This is a genomic window from Streptomyces sp. NPDC127177 (assembly GCF_042672475.1).
In the GTDB taxonomy this organism is placed as follows: domain Bacteria; phylum Actinomycetota; class Actinomycetes; order Streptomycetales; family Streptomycetaceae; genus Streptomyces.
Genome location: NZ_JBHXUW010000001.1, coordinates 31,352 through 51,826, shown reverse-complemented (window position 1 = coordinate 51,826; position 20,475 = coordinate 31,352). Strand labels below are relative to the sequence as shown.

Here is a 20,475-nt window from a genome sequence, read left to right as displayed (position 1 = left end):
GTTCTCTTTCTCGCCCCCTGCCCCCGGTCGTCCCCCGTCCTCCGTTCAGGAGGCGGAGTAGCCGCCGTCCACCAGGTGGTAGCTGCCGTGGATGAACGAGGCGCGGTCGGAGAGCAGGAAGGCGGCGAGTTCGGCCACCTCCTCCGCGGTGCCGAGGCGTCCGGCCGGGTGCAACGAGATGAGGTGGTCGCGGGCCGGGCCGTCCGTGTTGCGCAGCAGCGGGGTGTCGATGAAGCCGGGGCCGACCGCGTTGACGCGGACGTTCTGTGCCGCGTACTCGAGTGCGGCCGTCTTGGTGAGGCCGACGACTCCGTGCTTGGCGGCGACGTACGCGGGCGATCCGGCGAAGCCGTTGGTACCGAGGATCGACGACATGTTGACGACGGCGCCGCCGCCCGCCGCGACGATCGCGGGGAGTTCGTAGCGCATCGAGTAGAAGACACCGCTGAGGTTGGTGGCGACGACCCGGTCCCAGTCCTCGACGGCGTACTCGCCGGTCGGGCTGCTCGGGCCGCCGATGCCCGCGTTGTTCACCGCGAGGTGGAGGGCGCCGAAGGTGTCGACGGCGAACCGGACGCCTGCCTCGACGGAGGCGGGGTCGGTGACGTCCATGGCGACGGCCGCGGCCTCGGCCCCGGTGCTCCGCAGTGCGGCGACCGCCTCGCGGGCGCTCGCCTCGTCGTAGTCGGCCACGACCACGGACGCGCCCGAGGCGGCCAGCCGGTGGGCGAGGGCCAGTCCGATGCCGGACGCCCCTCCGGTGACGAGGGCCGTGCGGCCGGCGAACTCCTGGTCCGTGGTGGTGGGGGTGGTGCTCATGATGTTCCGTTTCCTTCCGTGGTGCTGTGCGACGCCGGTCCGGCGGGGAGCTGCGTGAACAACTCCCCGGAGAGGGCGTCGAATGCCTGCTCGACGAGCCGGGGAAGCTCCTCGGGGCAGCCTCCGCGCACCCAGGCGGCCTGGGCGGCAAGGAGGGCTCCCGCTCCGGCGGCGACCGTGACGGCGGGACGGATGTCCTGCCGCGGGTCGGTCCCCAGCCGGTGCGCGACGATGGCGACCGAGTCCTCCTGGGCGTCCACCCGGATGTGGTGGAACGCGGCGTAGAGAGTCGGTTCGCGCTCGGCGAGGACCAGCAGCTCGAAGATCCTCGGGCGGCGGTGCCACGCCTCGGCGTCCGGGTCCGCCAGCCAGTCCAGGACGGCCCGGCGGTACGCGGTGAGCGGCGGCTCGGCTGCGGGACGGGCCCGCAGGGCGTCGTTGATCCGGTCCCCGTCGCCCCGGACCGAGTCCAGGACGGCGGCCTCCTTGCTGGGGAAGTACCTGCTGAACGTGCGGCGGTCGACGTCAGCGCGGTCCGCGATCTCCTCGACCGTCACATCCCGCAGCCCGCGGTCGAGCACGAGCTCGATAGCCGCCTGGGCCAGCGTGTCGCGGGTCCGGCGGGCCTTGCGGCTGCGCCTCTCCGGAGTCTTCCGTTCCCGGTTCATAAATGCACCGTACACCTAAAAATGTCCCCGTGCGACACATGTCGCACGGGGACATCCAGTCTGGTCGTGCGGGCCCGCGGCGGGCCGTGCTACCAGCCGCTGAACGCCTGCGCGGCCCGGTGCGCGCCGGTGTCGGTGGGCACGGGACGGGGCCGGCTGCCGGAGGCCGACGGGCGCAGCGTGAGCATCGCGACGTCGTCGCGCCGCACACCGCCGGAGAAGTCCTCCAGGTCCGCGTGGAGCGTGTCCAGCAGTTCGCGGGGGCCCAGCCCCGCCCAGCGGCCGAGCCGGGCGTCCAGCGGATAGAAGGCTCCGGTGGCGTCACGGGCCTCGGTCACTCCGTCGGTGAACATCAGGAGGGTCGCCCCGGGCGGAAAGTCCAGCCGTTCCGCGACCCGCGCCTCGTTGCTGAGTTCCGCCATGCCCAGCGGCACGGACGTGCGGCGCAGCGGTACGGCGGATGCCACGCCGTCGTGCAGCAGCCTGGGCACGAGATGGCCGCAGTTGACGGCCCGTACCTGGCCGTCGCCGTCGAGGCCGAGCACCAGCGCGGTGACGAAGCGCTCGATCTCGCCGGTCTGGGCGGAGAACGCGTTGTGCCGGGCGACCGCGTCCTCGACCGCGTCCACCACACCGGTCAGGGCGGGCTCCCGGATCGCCGCCTCCCGGAAGGCGCCGAGCGCGGCGAAGCCCGCTCCGATGGCGGCCAGGCCCTTGCCCTGCACGTCGCCGATGATGACGCGGGTGCCGTAGGGCGACTGGACGACCTCGTAGATGTCGCCGCCGACCAGGCGGTCCTCCTCGATCGGCGCGTAGATGCCGTCCACCAGGACCTGGTCGGTCAGTACGGGCAGCGGGCGCAGGATCTGCCGCTGGAGGGCGACGGCCGCCGACCGCAGCCTGGCGATCTCGGTGACGTGCCGGATTCTCATCGAACAGGCGCCGACGCCCAGTGCACAGGCCAGCAGGCTGAAGAGGAGACCGCTCGCGATGTCCCAGAAGCCGCCTCCCGACACCAGCCGGGAGGCGACGAGGATGGGCATCGTCCAGGCAGCCGCGACGACGGTCTGCCGGACGGTGCAGAAGACCGATACGAGTGCGGGCACGACGACCAGCAGAGGGATGAGTCGCAGGTCCTCGCCGGTGAGGACGTCGAGCCCCACCACGATCAGGGACAGCAGGGCAAGGCCGCCGAGCAGGGCCGGGGTACCGATCCGGGAGGCCGCGGCCGCCCGCTCCCCCGCGTCGGTCATCGACGGCTCGGCGCCGCGTGTCGTCGACGGACGCAGTACCCCGATCGTCACGGCCGTCTCCTCCCGCAGTCGCCGGGCACGTCCCGGCACTCTCTTCCAGTCCACTCGGATCGGGTCGGCCGCACACGGGGCTTTCGGCCCCATGCGTCACGCCGAAGGTCCCCGGGCAGGGTTGGAGCGGGGCTCGGCGGGCCGGAAGTCCTGGACGGAAGTCCCGCCGGTGACGTCCGCAGGGGCGTGCGCGTGCCCCGGCGGACGTCGCCCCTCAGGCCCCGACCGCCGCGCCGGCCGCCTCCCCGGCAGACGGGCGCGCAGGCGTGCCGACCGGTACCAGGGCCGACAGGAAGGACGTCCGGCGACGGAGCGTGAATCCGAGGGCTTCGTAGAGCCGCACGGCGTTGGTGTTGGAGGCCGCGGCATGCAGGAACGGCGTATCGCCGCGTTCCCTGATCTCGTGGGAGACGGCGAGCAGCAGCCGGCTGGCGAGCCCCTGCCCCCGTACGGACTCGTCGGTACAGACGGCGCTGATCTCGCTCCAGCCCGGCGGGCGCAGCCGTTCGCCGGCCATCGCGACGAGCGCCCCCTCGCGCCGGATCCCGAGATAGGTGCCGAGTTCGACCGTGCGCGGCAGGAACGGTCCCGGGCGGGTGCGGGCGACCAGGTCGAGCATCTCGGGCACGTCGGCGGGGCCGAGCCGGACGGCCTCCGGGTCCGGTGCCGCGGCGACGCCGCTGTCGACCAGCTGGACGCCCTCGGCGTGGAAGGTCACCTCCCAGTCGTCCGGCGGCGGCTCGCGGAAGGCGGTGAGCGTGACGGATCCTCCGGGTCCGGCGAGCGCGGCGGCAGCGGCCCAGTCCCCCGGCTCGGGCGGGTCCGGGACGGCGACCCAGGGGGTGACGTCGGCCGGGTAGCGCAGGACGCGGCCCCGGCGTTCGGCGAAGTGTGCGTGCGGGCCGGTGAGTGCGGTGCCGACCGGGTCGTCCAGCGGATGGGCGACTCCGGCAGGGGGGTGCGGCACGCTCATGCGCTCACCTCGATCACGGTCTTCCCGCGGGCGTGGCCGTTCTCCACGGCGCGCAGCGCTTCGCCCGCCCCGGTCAGCGGATAGGTCCCGGTGACATACGTCCGCAGGACTCCGGAGACGACGAGCTCCGCCACCGCATCGAGCACCGCGGCGGTCCGTGCGCGGGCGACGGCCGCCCCGCCGAGTTCCACGGCGAGGGGTTTGCCCGCGGCGCTGACCAGTGCGGAGGGGTCACCGAGCAGCCGGGCCGCCTCCCGAAGGGTGTCACCGCCGACGAGGTCGAAGATCGCGTCGATGCCGTCGGGGGCCGCCGCCCGTACCCGGCCGTCGAGTCCGGGTCCTGATTCGACGTGCACCGCGCCGAGCGATTCGACGAACTCCTTCTTGGCCGCGCTCGCGGCGCCGATGACCCGGACGCCCGCGTGGTGGGCGAGCTGGACCACCGCGTTACCGACGCCGCCTCCGGCCCCGGTGACCAGCAGCGTCGAGCCCGGAGCCGGGTTCAGCTGGCGCACGCCGTCGTAGGCGGTGGCCGCCGCGACCGGCAGCGCCGCCGCGTCGGTGAACGACAGGCCGGCCGGCTTGTGCGCGGTCACGGCCACGGGCAGCAGCGTGTATTCGGCGTAGCCGCCGGTCACCGGGTTGCCGAAGACCTCGTCGCCGACCGCGAATCCTTCGACGCCCGGGCCGATCGCCTCGACGACGCCGGCGGCCTCGCTGCCGAGCACGGTGGGAAACGGCTGCGGCTCGCTGCCGGGCCTGGTGTAACCCGTGCGCAGCTTCCAGTCGACCGGGTTGACCCCCGCCGCCCGTACGGCGACGAGCAGTTCACCGGGACCGGGTACCGGGGCGTCCTGCTCGACGAGGGCTTCCACCTCCGGTCCGCCGTTGCGGGTGAACACGTACGCCTTCGGCATGAGCTCCCTCTCTCCTGTCCCACGCACTGCCGCCCGGGGTCGGGTGGCAGTGCCTACAGCAGCAGGAAGGCCCCTCCGCGTGCGCGTATTCCCGGAACGGCACCCGATTCACGAGGCCGCAACGGGAGCCGGGCGCTTCCCGGGCGTCCTCAACCGCCGACTTCTGCACGATGGGCGCTGGGCGCCGCGGCCGGGCGGCAGCGGGGCGATCAGGCCAACGGGCCGATCCAGCCAACGGGGCGGCCGACGTGCACACGTCATTGGCCGGTAATCTCAACCGCCGGCGGCCGAACCGGGGCCGGAGCCTGCGTGAACTGTCCGCCGCGAAGGGCGTCAGCAAGGGACTCGCTGTCCCGGACAGAGCGGACCGACGCCAAATCCGACAGTCGATGTGCTGGTCCGGATCGCCGACGCGCCGGGACGAACCGTACGGATCTGCCGCGTCAGCCGCTGCTCCGGCCGGAGATCATCCGCGCCGCCCCGCTGGACGCACCCGAGGACGGAACGTCCGTCAACCTGCTGCATTCCGGCCATGAGCAGGGCCGCAAGGAGATCTGCCGGAGCCGCCCGCATCCGCACGCGCGGAGCCAAGTCAGCTCGCCGGGCGCCGACTCGGTGGAGTACGTCCCGGTGATGTCCGGCCAGGTGACGCCGGTGGTGAACGATGTCTCCCACCTCCTGACGGCAGGGGACACCGCGCGTTTCCCGGGACTCAGCAGTCACTACCGCACCACCGAGGACTCCCCCGCGCTCACCCATACGATCGTCGGCTACCCGCGCGACCGAAACCGTCCCGGGCTCGGAGCGCCGGCCGGGCCACCGTCGATTTCGACTCAACTACCGCTGGATATGCGCCGGTCGGTGCCCAATGCACCCGAGCCTGTGGCACTCTGGTGACGACCGCCCCACCGGGCTCCCCCGTACCGGTGGGGCGGTTCTGCTGCCGAGTCCGTGACCTTGCACAGAAACAACCAGGGATCACGTCGATTTTCGGCCATTGCCACCTTGTGACCTGATCAACTCTCACTTGCCTGCATGGGCGCACTCCCTGCGGGCATACGCCTACACCTCATGGCCTACGACCAGGGGAGCGTGACGAGATGACGGCGCACACTGCGCGGACCGCCGGTGCGGAACGAGCGGAGGGTGCACGGTCGACGGCGACGGCAATGCCTGTCGCAGCCGGCACAGCTGACACTGCATTCATGGTGGACACCACGGAAATGCGGGGTGTGACCGGCGGCAGGACGGCCGGGGACACCTCGGGAACCACGGACGAACTGCCGTGGATCGAGGACGCCGGAAAGATCGCGCCCAAGGACGCACGGGCCCTGTCGAAGCTGTTCTTCGACCGGCTCCAGGTGCTGGAGGAGGGCACCGCGGCCCACCAGTACGCACGCAACACGCTCATCGAGATGAACCTGTCGCTGGTCCGGTTCGCCGCGGGCCGGTTCCGCAACCGCGGCAGCGGCGACATGGAGGACATCGTCCAGGTCGGCACGATCGGGCTCATCAAGGCGATCGACCGGTTCGACCTGTCCCGCGAGGTCGAGTTCACCTCCTTCGCGGTTCCGTACATCGTCGGGGAGATCAAGCGGTTCTTCCGTGACACCACCTGGGCCGTCCATGTGCCGCGGCGGCTCCAGGAGCTGCGCGTCGACATCGCCAAGGCGAAGGAGTCGCTGGCCACCGAACTCGACCGCGACCCCACGGTCCAGGAGCTGGCGGAGCATCTCGAGATCACCGAGGAAGAGGTGGCCGAGGGGATCGTCGCGGCCAACGGATATACGGCAGGGTCCCTGGACATGCCGGCCGATGCGACGGACACCGGCCGGAACGGCACGCCGGGACGCACCTTCGCCGACGCGCTGGGTGCGGCCGATCCCGCCATGGAGACCGTGGAGAACCTGCAGACGCTGGCACCGCTGCTCGGCGATCTGGACGCACGCGAGCAGCGCATCCTCGAGATGCGTTTCGGCCAGGAGCTGACCCAGGCGCAGATCGGCGCCGAGCTCGGCATCTCGCAGATGCATGTGTCCCGTCTGATCAGCCGGATCCTCGGAAAGCTGAGGAATGGGATGCTCGTCGACGAATGAACTGACTGATGCGTCAGTCGGCACCTCAATACTTAGCTCATCACTCAGGTTATTACTTAAGTCATCGCCGTTTCACCCGTACCCATGTGTTGAGATCCTCTCAACACATGGGTACGGTGGCTGACCATGCAGCACGACGAGGTGGCGGAGCGGGTCCGGCAGGTGATCCGGGATGCCGGAGTGAGCCAGCGAGAGTTCGCGCGGCGGATGGTCATCGATCCGTCGAAGCTCTCGCGCTCGCTCGGCGGCACCCGCCGCTTCACCACGGCCGAGCTGGCCCGGGTCGCCGACATCGCGGATGTGGACGCCGGCTGGCTGCTCGGGGCAAACGCCGGGCACGGCGCCGGTCCCTCGGGCCCGGCCGAACCCTCACCCCAGGACGTCCCCCGCCCGCGCCCCCGCGGCTCCGGAGCGGGGCGGCCCGCGGGGGACAGCGGCAGACCGCTCCAGATCGTCCGGGAGACCGTCAGGCTGATCGCCGAGCACGGATTCCATTCCGTACGGGTCTCGGACATCGCCGAGGCATGCGGTACCAGCACCGCCGCCATCCACTACCACTTCCCCGGCCGGGACGAGTTGCTGGAGGCGGCGGCCCGCTGGTGCATGGACGAGGACACCGCAAGACGCGCGGCCGGAACCGCCGACACGGACCACGCCGGGGACGAACTGCGTCTGCTGATCGAGCTCCAGACCCCGTACACCGAGCAGCAGCGCCGCCAGTGGAGCGTCTGGCTCGATCTGTGGGCCGAGGCGGCGCGCTCCACCGCGGTCGGTGAACTCCATGTGGAGTACTACCGGCAGTGGCGGGCCACGGTCGCCGAGGTGATACGCCGCGGCGTCGCCCAGCAGGTGTTCCGGCCGGTCGATCCGGAGGTGGCCGCGCTGAGTCTCACCGCCCTCATCGACGGGCTGGCCTCCCAGGTGCTCGCCACGACACCGGGGGAACCGGGCACCAGCGCCGAGGACATGCACGGTGCGCTGCTGCGCTACGTGGACGCGACCCTCACCGTCGGCTGACCGCTCCTCCCCCTCTTCCTTCTCTTACTTCAGATCCATCCCGCCGAGCCATACCTCCGACCAACACCTCCGATCCCTCTCGATTCAGGAGTAGCTTCCGCATGCCCGTGAACCAGGACGTCATCATCACGTGTGCCCTCACCGGGGCCGGGGACACCGTCCGCAAGAGTCCTCATGTGCCCGTCACCCCCGAGCAGATCGCCCGCTCCGCCGTCGAGGCGGCCGGGGCCGGGGCGGCTGTGGTGCACATCCATGTCCGTGAGCCGGAGACCGGCGCCCCGTCCCGCGACCCCCGCCTGTACCGCGAGGTCGTCGAGCGGATCAAGGAGACCGGCACCGATGTCGTCATCAACCTGACCGCGGGGATGGGCGGCGATCTGGTGATCGACCCCGACGCACCCCTGCGGCAGCTGCCGGGCACCGACCTGGTCGGCGGTCTCGAACGGCTGCCGCACGTCGAGGACCTGCTGCCGGACATCTGCACCCTCGACTGCGGCTCCCTGAACTTCGGCGACGGCAGCAATCTCTACGTCTCCACCCCCGACATGCTCCGGGCCGGCGCCCGCCGCATCCAGGAGCTGGGCGTCCGGCCCGAGCTGGAGATCTTCGACACCGGGCAGCTGTGGTTCGCCAAGCAGCTCCTGGCCGAGGGGCTGCTCGACGCCCCGACCGTCTTCCAGCTCTGCATGGGGGTCCCGTGGGGTGCGCCCGCCGACCCCGGCGTCCTCCAGTCCATGGTGAACATGCTTCCCGACGGCGCCCAGTGGGCGAGCTTCGCCCTGGGCCGGATGCAGATGCCGTGGGTGGCTCAGTCGATCCTGCTCGGCGGCCACGTCCGGGTGGGACTCGAGGACAACCTGTATCTCGGCAAGGGCGTCAAGGCCACCAACGCCCAGCTGGTGGAGCGCGCCGTGCGGATCACCGAGTCGCTCGGCTCCCGGGTCGCCACCCCGGACGAGGCCCGTCAGCGGCTCGGGCTCAAGCCCCGCGGCTGACGTCCCCCCGCCCCACCCCGCTCCCCCCACTCGCTCTGGAGAACCCCACGATGAACCCCGCGCAGCCCGCCCCGCCCGTACGAGACGCCGCGCCCACGCCCGCTGTCCAGCCCGAACCCTCCGCACCGGCCCCCTGTGCCCCCGAGGACGTACGCCGTGTGGCGTGCGTGGGCGCCGGGGTGATCGGCGGCGGCTGGGTCGCGCACTTCCTCGCCCGTGGCTACGACGTCACCGCCTGGGACCCGGCCCCCGACGCCGAATCCGGACTGCGCAGGCTGGTGGCGGCCGCCTGGCCGGCGCTGGAGCAGCTGGGCCTGGCCGAAGGCGCGTCCCAGGACCGGCTCACGGTCGCCGCGACACTCGAAGAGGCGGTGTCCGACGCCCAGTTCGTCCAGGAGAGCGCTCCGGAGAAGCTGGAGCTCAAGCGGGATCTGCTGGCCCGTCTCGACGCTGCCGCGCCCGAGGGCGTGGTGATCGCGTCCTCGACGTCCGGCTATCCGATGAGCGATATGCAGACCCGGGCCGAGGGAGCCGGACGGCTGGTCGTGGGGCACCCGTTCAACCCGCCGTATCTGATCCCGCTGGTCGAGGTCGTGGGCGGCGAGCGGACGGCGCCGTCCGCGGTCGGCTGGGCCGCGCGCTTCTACGAGGTGGCCGGCAAGTCCGTCATCACCATGGAACGCGAGGTCCCCGGTTTCATCGCGAACCGCCTCCAGGAGGCGCTGTGGCGCGAGGCCCTGCACATGGTGGCCAACGGTGAGGCGACGGTGGCGGAGATCGACGCCTCCATCACCGAGGGCCCGGGGCTGCGCTGGGCGTGCATGGGCCCGATGCTCACCTTCGCGCTCGCCGGCGGCGAAGGCGGTATGGCACACATGCTGGACCACTTCGGCCCGTCCCTGAAGGCCCCCTGGACGCGGCTCGAGGCGCCCGAACTGGACCGGGAGCTGTACGACGCGGTGGTGCGCGGCTGCGACGAGGCGGCGAACGGCCGCAGCATCGCCGACCTCGTCGCCGAACGCGACCGCGGTGTCATCGACGTACTGCGCGCGACCGGCCGGCTCGACGGGCGCCGCACCGAGGGAGCCGCCAAGTGAGTGCGCTGCCGCTGCACCGGGAGACGGTGCGCCCCGAGTGGATCGACTACAACGGCCATATGAGCGAGGCGTTCTACGTGCTCGTCTTCGGTTTCGCGACGGACCGGATGATGATCGAGACCGGTCTGAACTCCGAGTACCGGGAGCGCACGGGCTGTTCGCTGTACACGGTCGAGTCGCACATCCGGTATCTGCGGGATGTCGCGGAGGGCGACCGGCTCGCCGTCCGTACCCGGGTGCTGGGCGCCGACGCGAAGAAGACCCGGTTCGCCCACGAGCTGTACGTGCTCGGCCCCGACGCGCAGGACGAGGACGAGCCGGGCCCGGACGCCGAGCCCGTCGCGACGACCGAACTGCTCGCCCTCCACGTGGACCAGCAGGCCGGCCGTACCGCTCCCTTCCCCGACCGGGTACGCGAACACCTCGTCGCGCTCACCGAGGCGGCACCGTCCTGGGCGGGCCGCTCGATCGCCGAGGTCCCCTCCGCACGCTGAACGAACGGCGCCGGCAGCCGTTGTTGCGGCCGGATGAAATCGCGCCCCGCGCCCTGCCCGGACCACCGGTTCCCCCGGCGGTCCGGGCAGTGTGCTGTCCCCAGGGTGCCCGCTCACATCCGCGCAGGTCCGGGCCGTACGGGGGCGGCACGATGCGACCCGGGCCCCTGTGCCGGTACCTCTCGAAGGAGCTCCGCGGACGGCTCGCCCGCGGTCCGGGGCGGTTGACGCGTGCCGGGCCCCGCTGCCACGCTCGCCGCATGCCCGCGACCGTGACACTCGTCTCGCGGCGCCACGTCGATCTGGGTCGCCTCGCATCCTCGGCGTGTAGCCGCCGCTTCCGCTGCGCCCGGCTCCGCTGAGCCGCTGAGCCGCACGGACAACACCCGCAGCGTCGACTCCCACCTCAGGCACCGCCGTGCCTTCGGCGTGCCCGCGCGGCCTGCCTCGCCGCAGCCAGGCCCGACCGGGCCCGGCGAGGTCGCGGCACCGGTGCCTGACCACCGCCCGCACCGAGAACCACAGAGGAACACCATGAGCCAGCCCCTCGACTCCGTCACCGCCGGGCACACCCCCGAGGACCAGGACCACCAGGAACCCGGTGCCGCCTGGTCGTTCGAGACCAAGCAGATCCACTCCGGGGCCGTCCCGGACCCGACGACCGGCGCCCGGGCGGTGCCGATCTACCAGACGACGTCGTTCGTCTTCCGGGACACCCAGCACGCCGCGGACCTGTTCTCGCTCGCCGAGCCAGGCAACATCTACACCCGCATCCACAACCCCACCCAGGACGTCCTGGAGCAGCGGATCGCCGCGCTGGAGGGCGGCGTCGCCGCGGTGGCCCTCGCGTCCGGACAGGCGGCCGAGACCCTCGCGCTGCTGACGGTGGCCGGTGCCGGGGACCACATCGTGTCGTCCACCTCGCTGTACGGCGGCACGTACAACCTGCTGCGGCACACACTCCCCCGGTTCGGCATCGAGGTGTCGTTCGTCGACGATCCGGACGACATCGAGGCGTGGTCGGCGGCGATCCGGCCGAACACCAAGGCCCTGTTCGCGGAGACACTGGGCAATCCGCGCGGTGACGTCCTCGACGTCCGGGCGGTCGCCGACGCCGCGCACGCGGCCGGGGTACCGCTGATCGTCGACAACACGGTGCCCACGCCGTTCCTGCTGCGTCCGATCGAGCACGGCGCGGACGTCGTCGTCCACTCGGCGACGAAGTTCCTCGGCGGGCACGGCACCACCATCGGCGGGGTGGTGGTGGACGGCGGTACGTTCGACTTCGGGGCGCACGCCGAACGCTTCCCCGACTTCAACTCGCCCGACCCGAGCTACCACGGCCTGCGCTACTGGCCGGACCTCGGCCCGAGCGCCTTCGCCGTCAAGCTGCGGGTGCAGTTGCTGCGCGACCTCGGCCCCGCGCTCTCCCCGCACTCCGCCTTCCTGCTGCTGCAGGGCGTGGAGACGCTGAGCCTGCGGCTCGAGCGGCACACGGCCAACGCCCTGGCCCTGGCCGAATGGCTGGAGCGCCGCGACGAGGTGTCGGCCGTTCACTACGCCGGTCTGGAGTCGAGCAAGTGGTACGAGGCGGGGCGCCGTTACCTGCCCCGGGGCGCGGGTGCGGTGCTGGCCTTCGAGCTGCGGGACGGGGTGGAGGCGGGCAAGCGGTTCGTGGACGCGGTCGAACTCTTCAGCCACCTCGCCAACATCGGTGACGTGCGGAGCCTGATCATCCACCCGGCTTCGACCACGCACAGCCAGCTGACCGAGGAGCAGCTGGCCTCCACCGGAGCGACCGCCGGACTGGTCCGCCTCTCCGTCGGGCTGGAGAACGTGGACGACCTCAAGGCGGACCTGGAGTCCGGATTCCGGGCCGCGAAGGCGGCGTCCTGAACCGGACGGCTCCCTCACCCGCACTCCCCCTTCCGCCGGCCGCCGGAGGCCGGCGGGAGGGGGATCCGCCGGGCCACCGCTCCTGGCTGCGTCTGGACCGGCCGCTGCCGCTGGAGTCGGGCGGCACGCTGCCCGGTGTCCGGCTGGCGTACGAGACCTGGGGGCGGCCGGCGGCCGACGGCTCCAACGCGGTACTGGTGCTGCACGCACTGACCGGGGACAGCCATGTGGCGGGGCCCGCGGGGCCCGGACATCCCACGGACGGCTGGTGGGACGCGCTGGTCGGCCCCGGCCGGGCGCTGGACACCGACCGCTGGTTCGTCGTCGCACCCAATGTGCTCGGCGGCTGCCAGGGCAGCACCGGTCCCTCCTCCCCACGCCCGGACGGGGTGCGCTGGGGCGGCGGCTTTCCCTACCTGACCATCCGTGACCAGGTGGCGGCCGAAGCCGCCCTGGCCGATGCGCTGGGCATCGGCCGGTGGGCCGCGGTGATCGGCGGGTCGATGGGGGGTATGCGGGCGCTCGAGTGGGCCGTCGGTCTGCCGGAGCGCACCGGATCGCTGCTGGTCCTGGCGGCGCCCGCGGCGGCCTCGGCGGAGCAGATCGCCTGGGGCTCCGTACAGATCTCCGCGATCCGCTCCGACCCGGGCTGGCAGGGCGGCGACTACCACGACGCGGCCGCCGGCGAGGGCCCGCACCGGGGGCTCGGCCTGGCCCGCAGGATCGCCCACGTCACCTACCGCAGCGAGCCGGAGCTCTCCGCCCGGTTCGGCGGGGAGGCACAGCCGGGCGAACACCCCCGGCAGGGGGGCCGGTACCGGGTGGAGTCGTACCTCGACCATCACGCGGCCAAGCTGGTGCACCGCTTCGACGCGGGCAGTTACGTCACGCTGACCGAGGCGATGAACGGGCACGACGTCGGGCGCGGGCGGGGCGGCACCGCGCAGGCCCTGCGCCGTGCGCGGATGCCCGCGCTGATCGCGGGCATCGACTCCGACCGGCTGTATCCGCCGTCCCAGCAGGCGCAGTTGGCCACGCTGCTGCCCGGCGCCGACCGGGCCCGAATACTCGGCTCTCCGCACGGTCACGACGGATTCCTGATCGAGACGGGCCAGGTGGGCGCTCTGGTGAGGGAGTTGCTGCCGGGCAGACCAGGTCCGGGCCCCTGACCCGGAGCGCGGGCCGCTCCGCCCCCGCGGCCGCTGCCGGGGCTCAGCCGCCGTCCTGCTGCTCCGTGGCCCGGCCCGCGTAGTAGGTGGCGATCATGTCCTCGTCGCCGTGCCCGGCCGCTTCGGCGCGCTGGAAGCGGGTGGCCGAGGCGGCGGTGAGGTCCAGTCGTACGCCGGACCGCTCGGCGGCGTCCAGGATGAGGCGGGTGTCCTTGAGCGCCGTGGTCAGGGCGAAGCTGGGGGTGAGGTCGCCCGACAGCACCGCGGCGGACTTGGCGTGCAGATAGCCGGAGTCGAGCGGTCCGCCCTGCACCGCGTCGAGGAAGGCCTGCGGGTTCACACCCAGCCCTTCGGCGAGGTTCAGGCACTCCGCGACGCCGCCCACCATGTTGATCACCCAGGTGTTGACCACGAGCTTCAGCCCGGAGGCCGCGCCCGGCTCCTCCCCGACCCAGACCGTGCGCTGCCCGATCGCGTCGAGGACGGGCCCGACCGCCCCGCGGGCGGCGGACGGTCCGGCGACGAAGACGGTCAGCGCGCCCTGCTCGGCGGGCTGCTTCGTGCCGGACACGGGGGCGTCGAGGTAGACGAGGCCCAGGTCGGCGGCGCGCTGCGCCAGCTCGACGGTGGCGTCCGGTCCGACGGTGGAGCTCTGCAGCAGGACCTGGCCGCGGCGCACCCCGTCCGAAGCGGCGGTGAGCGCGGCGGCGACGGAGGTCCGGTCGTTGAGCATGGTGAGGATGACGTCGGCGCCGCGTACGGCCTCGGCCGCGGTGTCCGTGACGGTGGCCCCGGCCGCGGCGAGCGGCACCGCCTTCTCGTGCGTCCGGTTCCAGGCGCGTACCTCCAGCCCGGCCCGCAACAGGCTCCTGGCCATTCCCGAACCCATGATTCCGGTGCCGAGGACGGCTACGACGGGCGGGCCGGGGTTGATGTGGACTGTCGCTGGGGTCATGAGGGCGATTCCCTTCGTCGGCCGCGCGCGGATCGGCTCGCGGCGCTTCGGATGGTCAGGATTGCCGCAGCGCGCCTTCGAGTACCGCAGCGTGCACGGCCCTGGCGAGTCGCGCGCCCCAGCGCGAGCGCGGCCCGGCGAACGGTTCGCCGGGACCGGCGCCGGGTTCGGGCGCGGCGATGCAGACGCAGTCGGTGGGGGTGCCGGAGCAGTCGAGTCCGGCGTCCAGGAGCGCCTGGACCTTGGCCTCGGTGGCGGTGGCGACGGCGTTGACGAGTGCGGCGTCGGAGAGCGGGACGGGGAGGGTGACGACGATGTTGACCGTGCCGGGACGGGGCGGTGCGCTGTCCTCGGCCGGGGCTGCCGCGGCCCAGCCGCGCACTCCGAGGCCGCAGGTGACCGTCGCGGTCACACCCTCCTGCGCCGCGACGGTGTGGGCGGTGACATCGGCGGCCGTCATCAGACCGGCGCCCGGCCCGGTGAGGTGTTCGGCAGCGGCGATCTCGGCGAGGTGCCGGTCGGGGTCCGTACGCGGATAGCCGCCGGGCACCTGAGCGTTGAGGATCCAGTCGCGCGGGCCGATGCCGCCGCCGAGCACGGCGCTGCTGCACACCCGCCACCCCGGCCCGAGCCGCCACACCAGGTGGTGCAGGTCCGCGCCGTCCTCCTGCCGCGCCAGCAGTTCGCCGCGCTGCGGGGGGAGCCGGATGCGTACGGAACGGATGGGGCACCCCCGGTGAAGCGGCGGGACGACGGTCGGTCCCCTGGCCACTTGATCATATGCGCCGGGGCGGGGCGCCCTAGCGGTGCCCCGTCCCGCGCGCCGGGAGCTCATCGGGAGCGGACCACGAGCACTCGGCCGGGGCCCGCCCAGCGGGGGCGTTCACTCGATTGGCCTAATTCGGATAGCGGGCCCACAACGGGATCGCACGGGGCCTGGGCCCACGCGTCGGGGGTCCGGCACCCCGCCTCCACCGGCCGGGAAGTTGCAGCGTCCATCTGGGTGAGGCGCGATGGAATCCGGACGCGCCACCCCTGGTGGAACCACCCACAGGACGCGCCCGGGCTAGGAGGAATCGGTCATGGGAGCCGCTGACGGTTTCACGGATTCCGGAGAGCTCGACGGCCTGACGGTGTACGACACCGCGGGCGAGAAGATCGGCAACGTGGGGCGGGTGTATGTCGACGACAACACCGGCCGACCGGACTGGATCACGGTGAAGACCGGCCTGTTCGGTATGAAGGAGAGTTTCGTGCCTCTCGCCGGAGCCCGTCGCGTGGGCTCCGACCTGCACATCTCTCATCCGAAGGACCGCGTCAAGGAAGCCCCCCGGGTGGACGCGGACGCTCATCTCTCCGTCTCCGAGGAGGAGGAGCTCTACCGCCACTACGGGCTGACCCGGAACACGGGCGGCAATCTCGGCGAACGTTCCGGGGCCGCGGGCAACACGGGCACCGGTACACCGACCACATCCGGGACCGGCACCATGGGCGCGGCCGGAGCCGGCGCGGCCGCAGGAGCCGGGGCCGCGGGTGCGGCGGGCGCAGCACGCAACACCTCCGCCGACCGCAGGGCGACGACCGGCGCCGCAGGCACGGGCAAGCACCGGGACGCCGACGTCTCGGGTACGGCCCGTCCGATGGCCGGAGCCGGAGCGGAGCGGTCCGCCGACCTGGGCGGCAAGGAAGGACTCGTCCGCTCCGAGGAACAGCTGCGCATAGGCACCGAGGAGTACGAGAGCGGCAAGGCCCGCCTGCACAAGTACGTCGTCACCGAGAACGTCACCAGGACGGTTCCCGTGTCGCACGAAGAGGTGCGTGTGGTCCGCGAACCGCTCCAGCCCGGCGACAAGACGGCCCGCGCGGACATCACCGAGCAGGACGTGGAGGTGACCCTGCACGCCGAACGCGCCACGATGCGGAAGGAGACGGTGCCGGTCGAGCGGGTCCGGATGGAAACGGAGAAGGTGACCGAGCAGAAGGAAGTCTCCGCGGAACTGCGCAAGGAGCAGATCGACTACGCGGACGGCATGACCAAGGACGGCAAGGACATGGGCGGCAAGGACACCGGCGGCGAGTTCGGTCGGGGACGGCGCCGCTGACCCCCGCCCACCGCGACGTCGGACCGGCCTTACCGGACAAGAGCGAGGGGCGGACCCGCACCACTGGGTCCGCCCTCTCGTTTGTCCGTGTGTCCGGGCCGGTGCCGCCCCGGCCCGGACGCGGGGTGCCCGGGGGCGGGCTCGTCCCTACGGACGCCGGAGTGCGACCACGGCGTTGTGCCCGCCGAATCCGAAGGAGTGGCTGATGGCACTCCGGACGGGCAGCACGAGCGGCTGCTTGGTGACGCAGTCGATGTCGAACCCGGGCGCGGGCGCGTCCAGGTTGGCGACCGGCGGAATGACTCCGCGCTGGAGTGTCAGGATCGTCAGCCCCGCCTCGATCGCCCCTGCCGCGCCCATGCAGTGCCCCAGTACGCCTTTGGGCGCGGTGACGGGCGGCCGGTGCGGGAAGACCCGTCCGATGAGGGCGGCCTCGGCCGCGTCGTTCTGCGGTGTGGCCGTGCCGTGCGCGTTGATGTGTTCGACGTCCGCGGCCTGCCAGCCCGCGTCGCGCAGCGCGGCCTCGACGGCGGCCTGGGCGACCCGGCCGTCCGGATGCGGGCTGGTGGGGTGGTGGGCGTCGGTGGTGGCGCCGGTCCCCGCGAGCAGGGCGCGCGGTTCCGCGCCCCGGGCCTCGGCGTCGGCCGCGCGTTCCAGCACCATGACGGCGGCTCCCTCACCCATGACGAGTCCGGCCCGGTCGGCCGCGAAGGGCCGACTGAGCCGGGACAGGTCCCCGTCCGCCCGGGCGGCCGCGCCGGATCTGGCGAATCCGGTCATGGCCACCGGGAAGAGCGTCGATTCGGTGGCACCCGCGATCGCCAGGTCGCACTGGCCGGTGGCCAGGAGGTCCCGGGCTACGGACAGTGCGGTGACCCCGGACGAACAGGCGGTACAGGGCGCCAGGCTGGGGCCCGTGGCCCCCATCTCGATCGCGATCTCGGCGGCGGGCATGTTGGGGATGGTGAGCAGGATCCCGGACGGCGAGGTCGCCTCCGGTCCGCGCCGTTCCAGGACCAGCGCCTGATCGGTGAGACCCGCGGACCCGCCGCTGCTGGTGCCGACGACGACCGCGACCCTGCTGCCGTCCCAGCCGCCCGGGTCGAGTCCCGCGTCGGCGACCGCCTCCCGCGCGGCGAGTACGGCGAACTTGACGTACCTGCCCATGCGGAAGGCCGTACGGCGGCCGATCTCGGCGTCCAGGTCGATGCCGTCGACCACGCAGGCGAAGTCGATCGCGCACCCCGCGAGCGCGGGGACGGTACGGGCCGGGCTGACCCCGGCGCAGACACCGTCCCAGGTGGACTCGGTGTCGTTGCCGACCGGGGTGATCATTCCCAGGCCGGTGACGGCGATGGCCGGCGTGTTCATCGGGCGGTGCTCACCGGCGATCCGCTGCCGGCCGGGGCGGCGTTCCCCGCGGCGCCCCGGAGGAACTCGGTGAGTTCGGCGAGGCTGGTGTGCCGGTGCAGGGTGCCCGGGTCCAGCTCGACGCCGACCCGCTCCCTGATGACGACGGCGAACTCGGCGACCGCCAGTGAGTCCATCTCCAGGCCGTCCATCGTGGATTCCGGGAGAATCTCGGCCACGGGCACCCTGAAGGTACGGCTGAGTACCTCGGTGATCGTGGGGTGAATCGCGCTCATGGGCTTCCTCTCCATCATGCCCGTCCAACGGGGTCCGGGACGGTGTCCCTCACCGTCCCGACGCCGGAGTAACTGGGCAGCGACCGCCCGGTTACGCCTTGCGGCGAACCGATTCGCCTCCTTCGCTCCGCGGACCCGTGCGGCAACGCGACAACACGGCCGCGGTGCCCCAGAAAGCCAGCAGTACGACACCGACGCCGAGCCCCTGCGCCGCCTCCGCCGCACCGCGCAGCCGCATGGCCGCTCCCTTACCCGGACCGCCCCTCATCGCGGGCCCCCGGCCGGTGCCCGGTCCCCGTCCGCGTGCCAGGGCGCGCCCGGGTCGTCGTAAGCGTCGGCGTAACCGGCCCCCGCGATCGGCCAGTCGGCGAGCAGCTCGTCCGGCAGCGCGAAGGAGTCGGCGAGTTCGGGCAGATGTACCGCGACGGCGGTGACGAGCTGTTCGGTGGTCTCCGCAAGCTCGTCGACCTGGCCGGCGGTCAGGTGGCCGGCGGCGAGCAGGTCTCCGCTGTTGCGTTCGAGCCAGCGCAGCGCGAACAGCCGGGCCAGTTCGGTCAGTCGCTCGCGGGCCGGCCCCTCGGGCAGGCCTTCGACGGCGTCGGCGTACGCCTCGGCCGCCCGCCGGTACGCATGCGCCTCGATTCCCCGCAGCGCGGGCCCCGACGCGGCGTTCCACCGCTCCAGCGGTCCGTCGAACGGGGCCCGTGCCATGCGTGCGGCGGCCCGTGCGAACTGGATCCGCTCCACCTGGTCCAGCAGCCGGCCGAGGAAGCCCAGATCGTCCAGGGAGCCGGCCAACGGGCCCCGCACTTCCGGTGTTTCCGGCCCGTCCAACAGCTCTCGCGGCGCGTCCGCCGCCTCCGCTCCCTCCGGCTTCGCGGAGAGAAGCATCTCGGCCGCCGCCTTGACGTGGATGGCCAGGTTGTCCCCCTCGGCTGTGATGGCTCCCTCCACCCCGGTGACGAGTTCGGTCATCCCGTTGTTCTCCAGCAGGCCCTGGGCGCCGCAGCGTTCCCGGCACTCGACGATCACGGACCGGGCCTGCCAGGTGATCCACCCCTTGGCGATGTCGACCAGCCGGCCGGCCGCCTCGCGCGCCGCGGCCGGGCCCTGCGCCGCCGCCTCCCAGCGGTCGAGGACGCTGCGGTGCAGCAGGCTCATCGCGAAGACGGTGGCCATGGCACCGGCGAGCGGGCCGTGATGGCTGCGGTGGGCGATCACCGCCACCGGGGGCATGGAGCGGCCTCCCGAGACGTAGCGGTGGCCGCCGTAGCGGACCGCGATCGCGAGGGTCGCGCGGGCGGAGCCGACCGCGCTCGCGCTCATGCAGATGCGGCCCGCGGTGACCCGGCCGATCGAGGCGAGGAAGCGGCGCCTGCGGCCGACCGTACCGCTGCGGAACACCCCGTCGTCGCCGACCCTTCCCTGTTCGCCGCCGAGCAGCGCCTCCCGCCCGACGAAGACCTGGTCGAACGAGGTCAGACAGTGGTCCACCGGGCTGCCCATCCTTGCCGGAAGCCTGCGGACCCGTACCCCGGGCAGGGCCCGGAAGGCGTCGGTGAGCGGAACCAGCAGCAGGAAGACCCCGTGGTCTGCTCCCCCGACGATCAGCCGGGCGGCGACGAGCCCCGTCTTCGGACCGCCGGCCGGGCTGGTGTTGGGCATGAATTTCTGTGCTCCCGCATGCGGGGTGTGCAGGACGAACCCGTCCCGGTCGTGGTCGTAGGTGGCCGTCGTCTCGACCGCCGCCGCGTCGTTGCCGTGCGCCACCTCCGTACAGAGGAAGGTCCCGATCCGCCGCAGCGCGAGGAAGTCCGACAGATCTCGGGGCCGGTCGGCGTCGTGGTCCAGCAGGCTGCCGAGGAAGAGGTTGTAGTGGATTCCCGCGACGGTGGCGAGCGCCGGGTCCACCGGCGCGAGCCACTCGTGCAGTGCGGCGAGGGCGCGTGGGTCGGCGGCCGGCCTGGCGCCGCTGTCCAGAGCGTCGTTGAGCACGCGCAGCCGCCTGTGGGCGAGCGCGAGCCGCTCGTCGGGGGTCGGGCCGGGCGGCGGTCCGGCCGGCCGGCGGAACGGTTCGGTCGCGATGAGCCGTCGCCAGAATCCGTGCTCCCTGCGGGCGTCCGCGCCGAGGAGCACCTCGGTGAGCCGGTCCGCCACCCGCGCCGGGCCGGCTCCGCCGACGGCACTGTCGTCAATCGTTGTGGTCATACGACAGGAACGAGCAAGAATCAGCCAGGACACCCGAAATCAGGCATTCGCGGCCATTGCCTTCCTGTTCAGCCGAGTGTCCGGTTCAGCCGAGTGTCCGGTTCAGTTGGGTGTCCGGT

At 72.6% G+C, this 20,475-nt stretch carries 18 protein-coding genes; 8 read left to right on the top strand and 10 right to left on the bottom strand.

What is annotated here, in order from left to right:
• Window positions 1–45 precede the first annotated feature (45 nt).
• From ACFVJX_RS00210 to ACFVJX_RS00190, 5 genes are all read right to left on the bottom strand, one after another.
• Window positions 46–819: an SDR family NAD(P)-dependent oxidoreductase gene (locus ACFVJX_RS00210; protein WP_384127758.1), complete on the bottom strand. Its 774-nt coding sequence runs from the start codon at window positions 817–819 to the stop codon at window positions 46–48.
• Window positions 816–1,487 (bottom strand): TetR family transcriptional regulator, encoded by a 672-nt coding sequence (locus ACFVJX_RS00205; protein ID WP_384127756.1) that lies wholly within the window; start codon window positions 1,485–1,487, stop codon window positions 816–818. Before ACFVJX_RS00205 ends, ACFVJX_RS00210 begins: the two co-directional genes overlap by 4 nt.
• A gap of 89 nt (window positions 1,488–1,576) precedes the next feature.
• Window positions 1,577–2,791, bottom strand: coding sequence for a PP2C family protein-serine/threonine phosphatase (locus ACFVJX_RS00200; protein ID WP_384127754.1), 1,215 nt, complete (start codon window positions 2,789–2,791; stop codon window positions 1,577–1,579).
• A gap of 214 nt (window positions 2,792–3,005) precedes the next feature.
• On the bottom strand, window positions 3,006–3,764 hold the full coding sequence (locus ACFVJX_RS00195; protein WP_384127753.1) for a GNAT family N-acetyltransferase: 759 nt from the start codon (window positions 3,762–3,764) through the stop codon (window positions 3,006–3,008).
• A complete protein-coding gene (locus ACFVJX_RS00190) occupies window positions 3,761–4,681 on the bottom strand; it encodes an NADP-dependent oxidoreductase (protein WP_384127752.1) in 921 nt (306 codons plus the stop codon). Before ACFVJX_RS00190 ends, ACFVJX_RS00195 begins: the two co-directional genes overlap by 4 nt.
• Window positions 4,682–5,904: 1,223 nt before the next feature.
• Between ACFVJX_RS00190 and ACFVJX_RS00185 the strand changes: the two genes are divergently transcribed.
• From ACFVJX_RS00185 to ACFVJX_RS00155, 7 genes are all read left to right on the top strand, one after another.
• Entirely contained in the window at window positions 5,905–6,777 is an 873-nt protein-coding gene (locus ACFVJX_RS00185) for an RNA polymerase sigma factor SigF (protein ID WP_384127837.1), read from the top strand.
• A gap of 126 nt (window positions 6,778–6,903) precedes the next feature.
• Window positions 6,904–7,794 (top strand): TetR family transcriptional regulator C-terminal domain-containing protein, encoded by an 891-nt coding sequence (locus tag ACFVJX_RS00180; protein WP_384127750.1) that lies wholly within the window; start codon window positions 6,904–6,906, stop codon window positions 7,792–7,794.
• A gap of 101 nt (window positions 7,795–7,895) precedes the next feature.
• Complete coding sequence (locus ACFVJX_RS00175) at window positions 7,896–8,789, top strand: 3-keto-5-aminohexanoate cleavage protein (protein WP_384127749.1); 894 nt, start codon at window positions 7,896–7,898, stop codon at window positions 8,787–8,789.
• A 50-nt stretch (window positions 8,790–8,839) separates the two neighbouring features.
• Window positions 8,840–9,886 (top strand): 3-hydroxyacyl-CoA dehydrogenase NAD-binding domain-containing protein, encoded by a 1,047-nt coding sequence (locus ACFVJX_RS00170; protein ID WP_384127748.1) that lies wholly within the window; start codon window positions 8,840–8,842, stop codon window positions 9,884–9,886.
• Window positions 9,883–10,380 (top strand): thioesterase family protein, encoded by a 498-nt coding sequence (locus ACFVJX_RS00165; RefSeq protein ID WP_384127747.1) that lies wholly within the window; start codon window positions 9,883–9,885, stop codon window positions 10,378–10,380. Before ACFVJX_RS00170 ends, ACFVJX_RS00165 begins: the two co-directional genes overlap by 4 nt.
• 534 nt (window positions 10,381–10,914) lie before the next feature.
• A complete protein-coding gene (locus ACFVJX_RS00160; RefSeq protein WP_384127746.1) occupies window positions 10,915–12,276 on the top strand; it encodes a bifunctional o-acetylhomoserine/o-acetylserine sulfhydrylase in 1,362 nt (453 codons plus the stop codon).
• Window positions 12,273–13,445, top strand: a complete 1,173-nt coding sequence (locus tag ACFVJX_RS00155) for a homoserine O-acetyltransferase (protein ID WP_384127835.1) — start codon at window positions 12,273–12,275, stop codon at window positions 13,443–13,445. The genes ACFVJX_RS00160 and ACFVJX_RS00155 overlap by 4 nt, the downstream gene beginning before the upstream one ends.
• Window positions 13,446–13,488: 43 nt before the next feature.
• Here ACFVJX_RS00155 and ACFVJX_RS00150 read toward each other — a convergent pair whose 3' ends face one another.
• The gene (locus tag ACFVJX_RS00150) at window positions 13,489–14,400 is read right to left on the bottom strand and encodes an NAD(P)-dependent oxidoreductase (protein WP_384127744.1); all 912 of its coding nucleotides are present in this window, start codon (window positions 14,398–14,400) and stop codon (window positions 13,489–13,491) included.
• 55 nt (window positions 14,401–14,455) lie between these two features.
• Entirely contained in the window at window positions 14,456–15,040 is a 585-nt protein-coding gene (locus ACFVJX_RS00145) for an adenosylcobinamide amidohydrolase (RefSeq protein ID WP_384127833.1), read from the bottom strand.
• 442 nt (window positions 15,041–15,482) lie between these two features.
• On the opposite strand from ACFVJX_RS00145, the gene ACFVJX_RS00140 reads away from it, so the two are divergent.
• Window positions 15,483–16,502 (top strand): PRC and DUF2382 domain-containing protein, encoded by a 1,020-nt coding sequence (locus tag ACFVJX_RS00140; RefSeq protein ID WP_384127742.1) that lies wholly within the window; start codon window positions 15,483–15,485, stop codon window positions 16,500–16,502.
• A 147-nt stretch (window positions 16,503–16,649) separates the two neighbouring features.
• Here the strand turns inward: ACFVJX_RS00140 and ACFVJX_RS00135 are convergent, their stop codons facing one another.
• The 3 genes from ACFVJX_RS00135 to ACFVJX_RS00125 all read right to left on the bottom strand — a co-directional run bounded on the left by ACFVJX_RS00135 (window position 16,650) and on the right by ACFVJX_RS00125 (window position 20,356).
• On the bottom strand, window positions 16,650–17,873 hold the full coding sequence (locus tag ACFVJX_RS00135; RefSeq protein WP_384127740.1) for a beta-ketoacyl-[acyl-carrier-protein] synthase family protein: 1,224 nt from the start codon (window positions 17,871–17,873) through the stop codon (window positions 16,650–16,652).
• A complete protein-coding gene (locus ACFVJX_RS00130) occupies window positions 17,870–18,148 on the bottom strand; it encodes an acyl carrier protein (RefSeq protein ID WP_384127738.1) in 279 nt (92 codons plus the stop codon). Before ACFVJX_RS00130 ends, ACFVJX_RS00135 begins: the two co-directional genes overlap by 4 nt.
• A 264-nt stretch (window positions 18,149–18,412) precedes the next feature.
• Window positions 18,413–20,356 carry an acyl-CoA dehydrogenase gene (locus tag ACFVJX_RS00125; RefSeq protein ID WP_384127736.1) on the bottom strand — a complete coding sequence of 648 codons (1,944 nt, stop codon included), beginning with the start codon at window positions 20,354–20,356 and terminating at the stop codon, window positions 18,413–18,415.
• Window positions 20,357–20,475: the final 119 nt, after the last annotated feature.

Coding starts and splice junctions, on each gene's coding strand:
- ACFVJX_RS00210 (WP_384127758.1), bottom strand. CDS start 819: ATGAGCACCACCCCCACCACCACGGACCAGGAGTTCGCCGGCCGCACG.
- ACFVJX_RS00205 (WP_384127756.1), bottom strand. CDS start 1,487: ATGAACCGGGAACGGAAGACTCCGGAGAGGCGCAGCCGCAAGGCCCGC.
- ACFVJX_RS00195 (WP_384127753.1), bottom strand. CDS start 3,764: ATGAGCGTGCCGCACCCCCCTGCCGGAGTCGCCCATCCGCTGGACGAC.
- ACFVJX_RS00190 (WP_384127752.1), bottom strand. CDS start 4,681: ATGCCGAAGGCGTACGTGTTCACCCGCAACGGCGGACCGGAGGTGGAA.
- ACFVJX_RS00185 (WP_384127837.1), top strand. CDS start 5,905: ATGCGGGGTGTGACCGGCGGCAGGACGGCCGGGGACACCTCGGGAACC.
- ACFVJX_RS00180 (WP_384127750.1), top strand. CDS start 6,904: ATGCAGCACGACGAGGTGGCGGAGCGGGTCCGGCAGGTGATCCGGGAT.
- ACFVJX_RS00175 (WP_384127749.1), top strand. CDS start 7,896: ATGCCCGTGAACCAGGACGTCATCATCACGTGTGCCCTCACCGGGGCC.
- ACFVJX_RS00170 (WP_384127748.1), top strand. CDS start 8,840: ATGAACCCCGCGCAGCCCGCCCCGCCCGTACGAGACGCCGCGCCCACG.
- ACFVJX_RS00160 (WP_384127746.1), top strand. CDS start 10,915: ATGAGCCAGCCCCTCGACTCCGTCACCGCCGGGCACACCCCCGAGGAC.
- ACFVJX_RS00150 (WP_384127744.1), bottom strand. CDS start 14,400: ATGACCCCAGCGACAGTCCACATCAACCCCGGCCCGCCCGTCGTAGCC.
- ACFVJX_RS00140 (WP_384127742.1), top strand. CDS start 15,483: ATGGGAGCCGCTGACGGTTTCACGGATTCCGGAGAGCTCGACGGCCTG.
- ACFVJX_RS00135 (WP_384127740.1), bottom strand. CDS start 17,873: ATGAACACGCCGGCCATCGCCGTCACCGGCCTGGGAATGATCACCCCG.
- ACFVJX_RS00130 (WP_384127738.1), bottom strand. CDS start 18,148: ATGAGCGCGATTCACCCCACGATCACCGAGGTACTCAGCCGTACCTTC.
- ACFVJX_RS00125 (WP_384127736.1), bottom strand. CDS start 20,356: ATGACCACAACGATTGACGACAGTGCCGTCGGCGGAGCCGGCCCGGCG.